General features: G+C 68.5%; 12 protein-coding genes. 9 read left to right on the top strand and 3 right to left on the bottom strand.

Going from position 1 to position 13,473, the window contains the following annotated elements; translation table 11 throughout:
- Nucleotides 1–187: 187 nt before the first annotated feature.
- Entirely contained in the window at nt 188–379 is a 192-nt protein-coding gene (locus J8N05_RS46130) for a hypothetical protein (RefSeq protein ID WP_210893983.1), read from the bottom strand.
- Between the two features lie 439 nt (nt 380–818).
- Between J8N05_RS46130 and J8N05_RS46125 the strand changes: the two genes are divergently transcribed.
- The 3 genes from J8N05_RS46125 (at nt 819) to J8N05_RS46115 (ending at nt 3,596) form a co-directional block, all read left to right on the top strand.
- Nucleotides 819–1,838 (top strand): chorismate-binding protein, encoded by a 1,020-nt coding sequence (locus tag J8N05_RS46125; protein WP_247707031.1) that lies wholly within the window; start codon nt 819–821, stop codon nt 1,836–1,838.
- Nucleotides 1,839–1,935: 97 nt separating this feature from the next.
- Nucleotides 1,936–2,646: a GntR family transcriptional regulator gene (locus J8N05_RS46120; RefSeq protein WP_210893981.1), complete on the top strand. Its 711-nt coding sequence runs from the start codon at nt 1,936–1,938 to the stop codon at nt 2,644–2,646.
- Nucleotides 2,643–3,596, top strand: coding sequence for a catechol 2,3-dioxygenase (locus J8N05_RS46115; protein ID WP_210893980.1), 954 nt, complete (start codon nt 2,643–2,645; stop codon nt 3,594–3,596). Before J8N05_RS46120 ends, J8N05_RS46115 begins: the two co-directional genes overlap by 4 nt.
- Before the next feature lie 52 nt (nt 3,597–3,648).
- Here the strand turns inward: J8N05_RS46115 and J8N05_RS46110 are convergent, their stop codons facing one another.
- On the bottom strand, nt 3,649–5,715 hold the full coding sequence (locus J8N05_RS46110) for an FUSC family protein (protein WP_247706982.1): 2,067 nt from the start codon (nt 5,713–5,715) through the stop codon (nt 3,649–3,651).
- Between the two features lie 162 nt (nt 5,716–5,877).
- Between J8N05_RS46110 and J8N05_RS46105 the strand changes: the two genes are divergently transcribed.
- The 5 genes from J8N05_RS46105 (at nt 5,878) to folP (ending at nt 11,108) form a co-directional block, all read left to right on the top strand.
- Nucleotides 5,878–7,239, top strand: a complete 1,362-nt coding sequence (locus J8N05_RS46105; RefSeq protein WP_210893978.1) for an aminomethyl transferase family protein — start codon at nt 5,878–5,880, stop codon at nt 7,237–7,239.
- A gap of 267 nt (nt 7,240–7,506) precedes the next feature.
- Nucleotides 7,507–8,382 carry a methylenetetrahydrofolate reductase gene (locus tag J8N05_RS46100; protein ID WP_210893976.1) on the top strand — a complete coding sequence of 292 codons (876 nt, stop codon included), beginning with the start codon at nt 7,507–7,509 and terminating at the stop codon, nt 8,380–8,382.
- Nucleotides 8,379–9,281, top strand: coding sequence for a formyltetrahydrofolate deformylase (gene purU / locus J8N05_RS46095; protein ID WP_210893974.1), 903 nt, complete (start codon nt 8,379–8,381; stop codon nt 9,279–9,281). Before J8N05_RS46100 ends, purU begins: the two co-directional genes overlap by 4 nt.
- Before the next feature lie 34 nt (nt 9,282–9,315).
- Nucleotides 9,316–10,164, top strand: coding sequence for a bifunctional 5,10-methylenetetrahydrofolate dehydrogenase/5,10-methenyltetrahydrofolate cyclohydrolase (locus J8N05_RS46090; RefSeq protein ID WP_210893972.1), 849 nt, complete (start codon nt 9,316–9,318; stop codon nt 10,162–10,164).
- Between the two features lie 104 nt (nt 10,165–10,268).
- Nucleotides 10,269–11,108, top strand: coding sequence for a dihydropteroate synthase (folP, locus tag J8N05_RS46085; RefSeq protein ID WP_210893971.1), 840 nt, complete (start codon nt 10,269–10,271; stop codon nt 11,106–11,108).
- Here folP and J8N05_RS46080 read toward each other — a convergent pair.
- Nucleotides 11,096–11,914 carry an IclR family transcriptional regulator gene (locus tag J8N05_RS46080; protein ID WP_210893969.1) on the bottom strand — a complete coding sequence of 273 codons (819 nt, stop codon included), beginning with the start codon at nt 11,912–11,914 and terminating at the stop codon, nt 11,096–11,098. The two genes, folP and J8N05_RS46080, sit on opposite strands and share 13 nt — an antisense overlap.
- 195 nt (nt 11,915–12,109) lie before the next feature.
- Between J8N05_RS46080 and J8N05_RS46075 the strand changes: the two genes are divergently transcribed.
- On the top strand, nt 12,110–13,441 hold the full coding sequence (locus J8N05_RS46075) for an ROK family protein (protein WP_210893967.1): 1,332 nt from the start codon (nt 12,110–12,112) through the stop codon (nt 13,439–13,441).
- The last annotated feature ends 32 nt before the right edge of the window (nt 13,442–13,473 follow it).

The following is a 13,473-nucleotide window of genomic DNA, read 5'->3' as shown; positions in this document are numbered from 1 at the left end:
GGGATGCCGCTGTTCTCGCGTGGTTACGACGAAGCAAGGCTGTGACTCCTGGCGGAGTCCTCTTTGTCTTTCTGTCGAGCATCGCGCTCGTCCGGTCGTTACTGCCCCGCGGGGGCGTCACGTTCAACGGACTACGGATCCGCTCTGCCTCGCGAGGGCACATGCGGCAGGCGGTCCGCCGGGGGCCTCACGCCGCGTGCAGGTGCCGACCTTGGCGCGGGGGCTCCTCGTCCATCGTGGCGGGCGGTTCCGGCATGGCCTGGAGGGGGCCCGTCTCGGCGGTGTCCTCGGGCTTGCGGTGCAGCTTCGACCTGAGGTCGTTGAGCTTGCTCTTGATGTGCGGCGCGGCCTTAACGGCGACGGTGGCGCCGATCACCATGCCTCGTTCCAAGTGGGCGCCGTTGAGGGCGAGAGTGATAAGGCGGGGTGCGGTGATCGCGCGCTGGCGGACATGGGCAGGCTGTCGGTGCTGTGGGTGGCCTCTGTTGAGGGGGTGGTACTTACCTATGGGGGGTGTGTCCGGGCAGGCATCCGAACATTCCCCGCGGGCATCGTCAGCTGCTGAGGGTAGGTGGTGCTCTCTCGTGATGAGAGGGGTTGGGGTCTGGAACTTACGAGCACGTAATCTACTGGACAGAATGGTATTCTGCTGAGTAGATTCTCTCGGGTGGTGGGCTCGTGCCGACCTAGGCCACGCGGGCAGGAGTACGGCAGGGTGCTCACGCTGGAGGCTGCGGACTCTGCCAGGGCTCCGCTCCTATCGAAGTGGGTCATTCCCCGACCAGTGGCGAGGACAGGAGGGCAGATCTTTGTCTCTTCTGCGCAACGCCGATGCCCTGGCCTGCTGGGAGGGAGTGTTCGCGACGTGCCTTCTCGATGTAACCGACGATCCGGCGGCACTGGACTCGCGTGGGTTCTGGGTGGTGGTGGCTGATTTCGAAGGCAAGGTGACCTGTGCGCGCTTCAGAGACCTGCACAGACGCCCGGCACCTGCTCTCGTGTCGGTTCCATGGGCAGGGCCTCGACGACAGGAATGGTCCACGTCGCTCGACCGGCAGGCCTACATCACCGCAGTCGGACGCATTCGGGATCACATTGCGGCCGGTGAGGTCTACCAGGCCAACCTGTGCCGCGTCCTGTCAGCGCCTCTCGCCCGGGATGCCGACATTCAGGCACTCGCCGGAGTTCTGAGACAGCGCAATCCGGCTCCTTACGCAGGTGTCGTCCGTCTGCCCGGTCAGGGTCTGGAGATCGCGACGGCCTCGCCCGAGCTCTTCCTACGCCGCCGCGGGCGGACTGTAACTTCGAGCCCCATCAAGGGGACCGGCCGCACGGAAGCCGATCTCCTGGACAAGGATCACGCGGAGAACGTCATGATCGTGGACCTGGTACGCAACGATCTGGGCCGAGTGTGCACTCCAGGCAGCGTAGTCGTTCCGGACCTTTGTGCCGTGGAGAAGCATCCTGGGCTGGTTCACCTCGTCTCCTCTGTCCAAGGCGAACTGGTTGAGGGGACGGGGTGGCCGGAACTGCTCGGGGCGGCTCTGCCGCCCGGTTCGGTGACGGGAGCGCCCAAAGAGCGTGCGCTTCAGCTCATCCGGATGCTCGAACCGTCCCCGCGCGGTCCCTACTGCGGTGCGATCGGATGGGTCGATGCCGACCGGAAGTGCGGTGAACTTGCTGTCGGCATCCGTACTTTCTGGATCGACCGGCAGGCAGGTCTGCTGCGGTTCGGCACGGGCGCCGGCATCACCTGGGGTTCTGACCCCGAACGCGAGTGGGACGAGACCGAACTCAAGGCCCGACGTCTGCTGGCCATTGCGTCGAGCGGTGTCTGAGCCCCTTGCTTCAGCTGCCTCCGCCCACAAACACCGGCCACCCCAACTGAAGGCGGCCGGGCACCGCAGCTCCCCTACTTCCACGAGATAGGCAGCTATGTCCCAACCTATCCGGGCCAGCTCCGGTGAGCTCGCTCGCCGGCATGCGCGTGAGTACCTGCGGCAGGCGATCCTGCTCGGTGAACTCGCCCCTGGCCAGCGGCTGCTGGAGCCTGAGTTCGCCGAACGGCTGACCGTCACGAGGAACAGCGTGCGTGCGGCCCTTCTCGACCTTGCTGCCCAAGGGCTGGTCGAGCGGGTCCTCAATCAGGGGGCGCGGGTCAAAGTGATCACCGTGAAGGAAGCCGTGGCCATCACCGAATGCCGCATGGCCCTTGAAGGTCTGTGCGCGGCCAGGGCGGCCACAGCGGCCACGGCCGCGCAGATCGATGAACTCGACGACATGAACGCACGGATGGCCGCGGCCGTGACCGACGGCGACCTCGTTTCGTACACCGAATTGAACCGCCAGATGCACGGACAGTGGATCTCGCTGGCAGGTCCTCATCCGTCCGGCGATCTCCTGGCCCGGCTCAACGCCCAGCTGATCCGCCACCACTTCCAGCTGGCCCTGCGGCCGGGCCGCCCGCAGCAGTCCCTGCGAGAGCACCAGGCAGTGATCGACGGGATCAGGGCTCGTGACCCACGAGCAGCCGAAACCGCCGCTCGCGCACACATCGCCGGCGTCATCCAGTCCCTTCGCGACTCGGCACAGCCGACCGCACCGACGCCGCCTTCCTCCCCTTCCGAAAAGGAGATACGCCCATGACCCCGCCCCTCGGTGACATCGCCCATCTCGGGCACGTCGAACTGCTCACCCCGGACCTGGACGCGAGCGTCGGCTTCTTCACCGACTACCTCGGCCTGACGGTGAGCGGACAGTCAGGTGACTCCGTCTACCTGCGGACCTGGGACGACTACGAGCACCACAGTCTCGTCCTGACAGCGCACACCACGTCCGGCGTCCGGCGCACCGCACTGCGCACCTCCAGCGAAGAAGCTCTCCACCGCAGGGTGAAGGAGTTGGAGAATGCTGGGCACGCGGGCCGGTGGACCGAGGGCGAACCCGGCCTGGGACAGCTGTATGTCACCGCTGACCCCGACGGCCACGAGATCGCCCTTTACTGGGAGAGCGAGTGGTACCAGGCGCCGGACGAGCTGAAGCCGGGCCTGAAGAACCAGCCGCAGGCCAAGCCCGGTCACGGCGTGGGCGTACGCCGTCTGGATCACGTCAACTTCTTGGCTGCGGACGTGGCCGCCAACGGCGGCTTCCAGAGCCAGGTGCTCGGTGCGCGTCCCACAGAGCAGATCCAACTGGACTCCGGGCGCATCGCGGGCCAGTGGCTGACCTTTACAAACAAGTCCTACGACGTGGTGTACACCGAGGACTGGACCGGCTCGACCGGGCGCCTGCACCACATCGCGTTCGCCACGGACACCCGTGAGGACATCCTGCGGGCCGCCGATCTCGCCCTGGACACCGGTGTGTTCATCGAGACGGGCCCGCACAAGCATGCCATCCAGCAGACGTTCTTCCTGTACGTGTACGAGCCCGGCGGCAACCGGATCGAGCTGTGCAACCCCCTCACCCGGCTGGTACTGGCCCCCGACTGGCCGCTGGTCACCTGGACGGAGAGCGAGCGCAAGAAGGGCCAGGCCTGGGGCCTGAAGACCATCGAGTCCTTCCACACCCACGGCACCCCGCCCGTGCAGGCCTGACACAGCCTGCGGCCGGGCACATCCTTGTGCCTGGCCGGGGCGTATCGCACGTCTACCGCCGCCGTGCCCTCCGGGACGCGGCAGCCGCCGGGTCAAGGCCGCGCGCCACCTCTTCCATCGCCGCGACCTCCCGGCTCAGCGGCTGCAGGACAGCCGACGGCAGAGACAGCGGGACCGGGAGTGATACGGCGGTCAGGGAAGAGGACCCGTGCGACAGCCCTCTGAGCCGGTCCGCCAGCAGACGGAGGCGCTGGCTCAGCCGGGAGACCTCCTCGGCGCCGGGCACCGCGGATCCATGGGCGATCTCGATACGTATCGCGGTCGTCATGTCGACGACGCGCTCGGCGGCGCCGACGAGGGGCCACCAGGCCCGTGCCCTGATACCGGCAGGCGGGGGCTCGCTCAACGCCCGCTCGAACTCGGTACGGACGGCCGAGAGGTCACGGTAGAGACCACGCCGCAGCGCGCCGGAGGACGTGCCTGCGCCGCCGAGGGAGTGCTCCACGTACCGCGCGCAGTCCTCGACCGTGTCTGCCAGGTGCGCCCCCACCCGGCTGCGCCAGCTCTCCGGCCACAGCAGATAGCCGGCCACCAAGGTGATTGCACAGCCGAGCACGGAGTCGGTCAGGCGGGCCAGGAGCACCGTGGAGCCCTCGTTGCTGAGCAGGTCGGACAGCAAGAGGATCAGCGGCGTGATGGCGGCCGTCTGGTGGCCGTACCCGCGCGGTGTGAGGAGGGGAACGAGCGCGGCGAGGACGATGACGGTCGGCACGTCCCACCAGCCCCGTGGCACCGCCGCCAGAGCGAGGGCCGCGACGGCCAGCCCTGGGAGAGTTCCCAGGACACGCAGCACCGACCGTGAGAACACGGAGCCGAAGTCAGGCTTCAGGACGAACGTCACGGTGAGCGGCACCCAGTATGAGCGCGGCATCGGCACCAGCGAAATGATGGTCTGCGCCAGGCCGATGCACACAGCCAGCCGCAGACCGTAACGCCAGGACGCCTGGTGTATGAGCAGGGCACGCGGGCGGCCAGGACCGGCGGACGCCGGGGCTTTTGAATCCTTCTCCGCGGCGGGTGTGCTGTCGTGGGCGGCGGCAACGGCCGCGGCTGCGTGTTCCAGCCCCCGGGCGAGGATGGGATCCGCGCGGCCGAGCGGGGTTCGCGCCTTCCGTTCGGCCAGTTGGCGACCTGTCGCGATGGAATCGGCCAGGTCCCGCAGTTCTTGGGGAACTGCGGCCGGCACACGCCGGGTACTGAGCAGCAGAGTGGGAGCCGTCTCGATCAGCGGTGCGAGGGCATCCAACTGCGCGAGCAGTCGCGTACGTCCGCCGTCGCCTTCCCGCGATGCGCCCCGGTCAGCCAGGAGCAGTTCATAGGCCCTGTTCAGGGCCTCGGTGAGGGCGCGCCGTGTCTGGTCGTAGTCCGTCGTGTCCGGCGTGCGGGACGCCAGGAGGTCTGCGGTGGCCCGGTAGGCATGTGCGACGGAGGCCCGCTCGACGGCCCAGGGCCGCAGCGGCCACGCGACCAGTGCGAGCGCCAGATAGAACAGTGCCCCCAATGTCATCAGCACCGCTGGCAGCCACCAGGCACCTGGCATCGGCAGGCCAGCACCCACCACGGTGTTGAGCAGGAGCAGAAGTCCTGAGACGGAGGCGATACGGCCCAGAGCGGAGATCATCCCGGACAGCAGAGCCACACACGTCACGACGGTGACGGTCAGCCATGCCTGGCCGTACACCAGGGAGCCCAGGGTGAGTCCGACGGCGCAGGCCGCCTGGGGAACCGTGATGCCGAGCGTGCGCACGCGGTAGCCGCCCTGGGTGTCGCTGGTGACACCGTTGAGGGCGCCCATGGCGGCTATCGCGCCATAGTCCGGATGCCCGGCCGCGATCCCGGCCGCGAGGGGCAGCGCGGTGGCGAGCCCGGCGCGGGCAGCGGCGATACCGGTGGCGCCGAGCGGCCACCGGCGCGCGGATGACGGCCGACGAGGAAGGCTCGGCAGCCGGGTCCGTCTTCGCGTTGCTCGTGTCCCCGTCGAGGACCAGTCCGCCGATGGATCACGCCCGGGCTGCCCTGTGACGGACGGCTGCCGTGCGCGCCCTCTGATTGTTGACAATTTCGACTCCTGTATTGCGCTGACGTAAACCACGCCTTACTGTCCTGTACAACAGACACACATTCTACTGAGTAGACAGATGGGTTGCGGGTGCGGCGGCGGTGAATGGTTCCGCAGCCGCCGACGCATCCCATGCGGTGGCTCAGGGCGGAAAGGCGGAACATGAGCCAGGAGAGCGTCGAGCAGGCGATCCAGCGAGCGGGCGGGGCCGTGGCGCTGCTGCGCAACTCCCCGATCCGGCCGCACACGTTCCCGGTCGCGGCGGAGTTCACCAACTGGCGCACCGAGCAGCGGGCCTGGCGCGACTCGGTCGCCCTGCTGGACCAGTCGCACCACATGACGGACCTCTACATTCAGGGGCCCGACGCGCTGCGGCTGCTGTCGGACCTCGGGGTCAACAGCTTCAAGAACTTCGGCCCGGGCCGTGCCAAGCAGTACGTCGCCGTCAACCACGACGGACACCTCATCGGTGACGCGGTGCTGTTCCACCTCGATCAGGACCAGTTCGACCTCGTCGGACACCCGATGGTGCTGGACTGGGTGCAGTACAACCTCGAAGTCGGCGACTACGACGCCAGCACCGAGCGTGACGACAACTCCTACGACCGGGTGGCCGGGCCGCCCAAGGTGTACCGCTACGAGGTCCAGGGCCCCAACGCGGTCGCTCTGCTGGAGAAGGTCACCGGAGCTCCCGTTCCGACAGTCAAGTTCTTCCACATGACCACGTTCACCATCGCCGGCCGTCAGGTACGCGCACTGCGACACGGCATGGCAGGCCAGCCCGGCTTCGAGCTGTTCGGCCCGTGGGAGGAGGGCGAGGAGGTCCGGGACGCCATCCTCGCCGCCGGTGACGAGTTCGATCTGGTGCGGGCCGGCGCCAAGGCCTACTCCACGGCCAACCTCGAATCCGCGTGGGTGCCGGCCCCGTTCCCGGCCGTCTTCTCCGGTGACAAGCTCAAGGGCTACCGGGAGTGGCTGCCCACCGCCGCAATGGGCTCGCTGGGCGGCTCGATGGACTCCGAGGACGTCACCGACTACTACGTGACGCCGTACGACATCGGTTACGGCAACATCGTCGCCTTCGACCACGACTTCGTGGGACGCGAAGCCCTGGAAGAAGTCGCCAAGTCTCCGCGGCGCACCAAGGTCACCCTGGTGTGGAACGCCCAGGACGTCGCAGCCGCGATCGGCTCGCTCTACGCGTCCGACGACCTGCCGGCCAAGTTCATCGAATTCCCCAAGGCCCGCTATGCCCTGCACCAGAGCGACAAGGTGCTCGTCGACGGGCAGCTCGCCGGAATCTCCATGGACGTCGGCTACATCGCCAACGAGCGGGCCATGGTCTCCCTCGCCACCGTCGACCTCGCCCACAGCGAACCGGGCACCGAGGTGAGCGTGGTGTGGGGCGAGAGCCCCGTCTCGGCCAAGCCGGGCGTGGAAAGCCACCGGCAGGTGCACATCCGCGCCACGGTGGCCCCGGCCCCCTACGTGCAGTTCGCCCGCAGCACCTACCGCGACCGGTAGCCCTCATCTCCGGCCGACCGGTGCCATGCCCCGCTCCGCACACCGGTCGGCCGGGCAAAGCCTCCCGTCCGCCTGCCACCGCCCGGCCCGAGGGAGGAAGGGGCGGTGGCAGGCACACCGTGTGAGACGACCCCTGTCCCACACCATTACGCAGCTCAGATGCGGCACCCGTCCGCCGTACCCGGATCAGAAGCTGTCGGCGCACGACCCGGCGCGCCCGCAGTCGTCTCTCCACGCCTGGCGCCCCGAATACGAGCAAGGAGCACGATGACCACCGTTTCCACACCTCAAGTCTCCGGAGCGGCAGTGCTGCTGCGCGACTTCTCGCTCGAAATGACGGGCAAGGACACACCGAAACTGGCCGATGCCGCGGCAGCCGTTCCCCCGGGCACCCGAGTCAACGTCACCTACCTCGGCAACGAGGACCTCACGCTGCGACGCACCGCGGCGCAGTCGGTCAGCCGTCTCGGCCTCACCCCCGTCCCGCACGTCTCAGCCAGGCGGCTGGACTCACCGGCACAACTGCGGGAATTCCTGTCCGCCCTGCAGAGCGACGGGACACAAGAGAACGTGTTCGTCGTCGGAGGCGATCCGGCAGACCCGCACGGCCCCTACACGGACTCACTCGACGTCATCCGTTCCGGACTGCTGCAACAGCACGGTGTGCGGCAGATCGGCATGAGCGGATACCCCGAAGGACATCCGCAGATCCCGCAGGCGGCCCTGTGGGCAGCGCTTGAACACAAAGCGGCCCTGCTCGCCGACGAAGGCCTGGCAGGCGACATCATCACCCAGTTCGGGTTCGACGCCGAGCCGGTCCTGACCTGGATCGAGGAGTTGCGCGGACGCGGTATCAACCTGCCGGTCCGGGTGGGTGTGCCCGGCCCCGCCGGCGTGAGGCGGCTGTTGTCCTATGCGGCCCGGTTCGGCGTCGGCACCAGCACCTCGATCGCCCGGAAGTACGGCCTGTCGCTGACCAACCTCATGAGCACAGCCGGCCCGGACCGCTTCATCCACACCCTGGCCGAGCGGTACGACCCCGCCACGCACGGCGAAGTGAAGCTGCACTTCTACACCTTCGGCGGACTGGGCGCCACCTCTGCATGGATCGACGGATTCCGCACGAAGGAAGGCCTCAAGTGACACTCGCCCAGCAGGCACCGGCACCCGCGATCCAGCGCCCGGCACCCGCCCATCACGCCTCCCTGATCGTCCAGGGAAGCGACCGGGTGGGCATCGTCGGCGCCGTCGGCACGCTGCTCAGCCGCCGGGGAGCCAACATCCTCTCCCTCGACCAGCACTCCGTTCCGGACACCGGTGCGTTCTTCCAGCGCACGCTGTTCTCCCTCGACGGCCTGCAGGCAGCCCTGCCGGACATCCGCCAGGAACTGCGGGAAGAACTGGCCAAGGACTACGACCTCGACTTCACCCTGCGCGACATGTCGGTGCCCAAACGCGTCGCGATCTTCGCATCCAAGTCCGACCACTGCCTGCTGGACCTGCTGTGGCGGCACCGGCGCGGTGAACTGCCGGTCAGCATCTCCATGGTGATCTCCAACCACCCCGACACCGCAGACGAGGTCCGTGCCTTCGGGATCCCCTTCTTCCATGTCCCCTCGATGGGCCCCGACAAGTCGGCCGCCGAGGCCGAACACCTGCGGCTGCTCCAGGACAACGTCGACTTCGTCGTCCTGGCCCGCTACATGCAGATCCTCTCCGGAGACTTCATCCAGCAGGTCGGGGTGCCCATCATCAACATCCACCACTCGTTCCTGCCGGCCTTCATCGGCGCCGGACCGTACAACAAGGCCAAGGAACGCGGCGTCAAGCTCATCGGCGCCACCGCCCACTACGTGACCGAGGACCTCGACGAGGGCCCGATCATCGAGCAGGACGTCGTCCGGGTCACCCACGCGGACACCACCGCCGACCTCAAGCGCCGCGGCGCCGACGTGGAGCGCGCCGCACTCTCCCGGGCCGTACTGTGGCACGCCGAGGACCGCGTGATCCGCCACGGCAACCACACGATCGTCTTCGCATGAGCAGCCCGCTGCCGCGGCGGTTGGTGCAGCCGTCATGACCACACTCATCGACGGGACGACAACCGCCCTGCGGATCCGGGCACGGGTGGCGGAGAAGGTCGCCCACAGCGTCCGCATCCACAAACGAGCACCGGGCCTGGCCACCATCCTGGTCGGCGACGACCCGGCCAGCGCCGTCTACGTGGCCGCCAAGCGACAGGCCATCCGTGAGGCAGGGATGCGCGATGTGCACCACACCCTGCCGGCCGAGGCCAGCTATCCCGCCGTCGCCGCCCTGATCGACCAGCTCGCCGACGACCCGGACGTCTGCGGAATCCTCCTGCAACTGCCGCTGCCCAAAGGCCTGGACAGCGCCGCGCTGATCGACCGCATCCCGGTCACGAAGGACGTCGACGGCCTGACCACCGCCAGTGCGGGGCTGCTGGCGCGCGGAGCCGACGGGCTGCGCCCGTGCACTCCGGCCGGCGTGCTGTGGCTCCTGGACGCCGAAGGCGTCGAACTGCGCGGTGCACACGCCGTCGTGGTCGGGCACTCCGAACTGGTCGGGCGCCCCATGGCCCGCATGCTGCTGCAGCGCGATGCCACGGTCACCGTCGCGCACAAGCACACGGTGAATCTCCCCTCCATCACCCGCCTGGCCGACGTCCTGGTGGTGGCGGCCGGAGTATGCGGCCTCATCGGAGCCGAACACGTCAAACCTGGCGCCGCGGTGGTGGATGTCGGCATCCACCGCACGGACCACGGCTTGAGGGGCGACGTCCGCAGCCGCGAACTCCAAGGACACGCGGGCCTGCTTACTCCGGTGCCCGGCGGGGTCGGCCCGATGACCATCGCCATGCTGCTGGCCAACACACTGGTGGCATTCGAGCAAGGGCAACCGTGACGCCGACCCTCCCCACCGATCGGACCGCGACCGCAGTGGCCACCGCACCGGGGCCGCGCACTGACGCTCAGGGACTGCATCCTGCCGGCGGCGCAAGCCTCGTAATGGGAATCCTCAACGTGACACCGGACTCCTTCTCCGACGGCGGCCTGCACGCGGACACCGAACATGCCGTCGCACACGGGTTCGCCCTGGCCTCGCAAGGAGCCGACATCGTCGACGTCGGCGGGGAATCCACCCGCCCTGGAGCCACCCCGGTCCCGGTCGGTGAGGAACTGGCCCGCGTGCTGCCGGTCGTGCGCGAACTCGCCGACGGCGGTGTGCGGGTCAGTATCGACACCATGCATGCCCCGGTGGCGCGGGCCGCCCTCGCGGCCGGGGCATACATGGTCAACGACGTCAGCGGCGGACTCGCCGATCCCTTGATGGCCGATGTCATCGCAGACACCGGCGTGCCGTACGTGGTCATGCACTGGCGTGCGCCGAGCCGCATCATGCGCCAGCACGCCCACTACAAGGATGTCGTCACCGATGTGCACACCGAACTGCGCCGACGCGTCGAGGCCCTCACCGACCATGGCGTCCGCGAGGAACAGATCGTGCTCGACCCGGGCCTGGGATTCGCCAAGACGCCATGCCACGACTGGACACTCCTCTCCCACCTCGCCACGTTCACCCGGCTCGGCTTTCCCGTTCTGATCGGCGCGTCGAGGAAATCCTTCCTCACCACCGTGCAACCCGGTGCCGATACCCCCGCGGCCGGGCGGGACACGGCGACCACCGCCGTCTCCGCCCTGGCCGCAGCAGCAGGAGCCTGGGCCGTCAGAGTGCACAACGTACCGGCCAACCGCGACGCGGTACGGGTCGCGGCCGCCTGGTGCGCCGCCGCTCCCACACCCACCAGGGCGGGCACAGCGACGCAGGCACTGCTTCACGACCGGTAGACGCTCATCTCCCTGGCTAGCTCCGCCGCTGCCGCCTGCAGACGTGCCGCGATGCGCGGTTCCCACTCGGGATCGGCCGTCGCTTCCGGACAGACGAGACCGAGACCGGCGAACATGCCGGGCTCCGGCAGGCTGACAGCCACCCCCAGGGACAGGACACCGGGTTCGCTTTCACCCCGGTTGACGCCGTAGCCGGCCTTCCGGGCCTTGTGCGCTTCCTTGATCAGCGCCTCCACACTGGAGACGGACTTGTCGGTCACCGCCTGCGGGGGAGCGTCCCGGTACATCTGACGCAGCTGGTCGTCGCTCAAGGTCGCCAGCAGCGCCTTGCCCACACCCGTCACGTGTGCGGGCAGCGTGTCCCCGGTACGCAGCGCGGCCCTGATAGTGCGGCGGCTCTCGACCCCGTCGACGTACAAAATGTCCCGGCCGCGCGGCAGCGCGAGATGCGCGGTCATCTCCGTCGAGGCGGCCAGCTCGGTGAGGACCGGCCGGGCCAGGGCCCGGATGTCGAGGGCGCGGACGGCGGACAGGCCGACATCGACCAGTGCGGCTCCGGGCCGAAAAGCCCGGGAGGCGGAGTCCTGGCGCACGAAGTCGTAGTACGTGAGCATCGCCATGAGGCGGTGCGCACTCGATCGCGCGATGTCCAGTTCTGCGGCGACATCGGCGAGGCTCAGCCGGTCACGCTCACCGAGCAACAGCAGGATGCGCAGCGTGTTCTCCACCGAGGCGATCGGATAGGCAGGTGTCGCACGGTCGCTCAGCGGCGGCATTTCGCCAAGGCTGTCAGGCGGGGTATCCATGCCGTCAATTCTGCCTTCCCCGAACGGACCTGGCTCTCGGCTCATTCCATTTCCCTGCAGGGGGTGTGTAACGAACGGGGCAGGATCATAAGCTCGTCCCGCCGCGTCCTTTTCCCAAGGACGCGCCGCCCCCTCTGCCCCTGTGCAGGTGATGGCCGGGGTGGCGTCGGCTCTGGCCCATGGAGACTCCGCTGCATGAACGACCACACCCAAACGCTCTCACTGGTCCTGAGCATGATCAGAAGGGGAGTGGCCGTGACCCGGCCCGACCTGACCCGCAGTACCGGGTTGGGCCGCACGGTCATCACCCAGCGGGTCGACCAAGCGATCAGCGCAGGACTCGTCACCGAAGGGGAAGCCGCGCCCTCCACAGGCGGACGACCCTCCCGGATCCTTCGGATCACGCCGGGCCGTGGTGTTGTCCTGGGCGTGGTGTTCGGCGCCACTCATCTGCACGTGGCCGTCACCGATCTCGACGGGACCGTTCTGGCCCAACGCCGTGTGGCCTGGGACATCGGTGCAGGCCCCGAAGCATCCCTGGCCACCCTCCACACCGTCTCCGCACAGCTGCTCGCTCCGGAGTCCGATCATCGGCTGTGGGCTGTGGGAGTTGGGATTCCCGGACCGGTTGACTTCGCCCGCGGTATCGCCGTCCAGCCGCCGATCATGCCGGGCTGGCACGGATTTCCCCTGCGCGCGCGGCTGGAGTCCCATTACCAGGTGCCGGCCTGGGTCGACAACGACGCGAATGTGATGGCCCTGGGGGCATGGAACCAAACGCGGACGCTGGCTGGTGACAATGTGCTGCTCGTCAAGGCGAGTACCGGGATCGGTATGGGGCTGATCTCCAGAGGACGTCTACACCGCGGAGCACGGGGTGCGGCCGGTGACCTGGGGCACACCGTGATTGCTGTGGACTCCCGGCACCAGTGCAGGTGCGGCAAGTTCGGCTGCCTGGAGGCGCTCGCAGGCGGCTGGGCCCTGGTCCGGGACGCGCAGGCCGCCGCGCTGGCGGGGGACAGCCCCTTCCTGGCTGAACGGTTGCAGGGGGCCGCCTCTGTCCTGAGCGTCACCGACGTGCTGGACGGTTGTGAGGCCGAAGACTCGACATGCCTCGAACTCGTCACCACAGCAGCGGAACTGGTCGGTGCCCAGTTGGCGATGCTCGTCAGTGTCTTCAACCCGTCCACCGTCTACCTCGCCGGCTGGCTGGCGCAGGCTGGGGCGGTCTTCCGGGACCCCATCTCCCAGGCCGTGGCCAGACGGTCCCTGCCGTTGGCGACGGACGAACTCGTCATCGCCGAAGCCGACCTGGGCCGCGCCGAGGGCATCCTCGGCGCGGCCGTGCTGGCCGTCGACGAACTGCTGCAGCCGCAGATGCTCGGTCAGTGGTTGCCGCACGGCAACCCGCGCAAGGCTCACGCATACCCCACTGAGTCCGCCGAATCCGTGCACCTCGACACCTCGCTCTCCGACCCCGTTGCACGACGCGTGGACGCAGACCGCTTCCCGGCCCGGCCGACATGACAGACCGGACGCACCACCGGGAGCGGACTGCA

This window comes from Streptomyces liliiviolaceus, assembly GCF_018070025.1.
GTDB classification, from domain to species: Bacteria; Actinomycetota; Actinomycetes; order Streptomycetales; family Streptomycetaceae; genus Streptomyces; species Streptomyces liliiviolaceus.
Note: the sequence above shows the minus strand (reverse complement) of the source record. Positions and strands in the feature narration are given on the sequence as shown.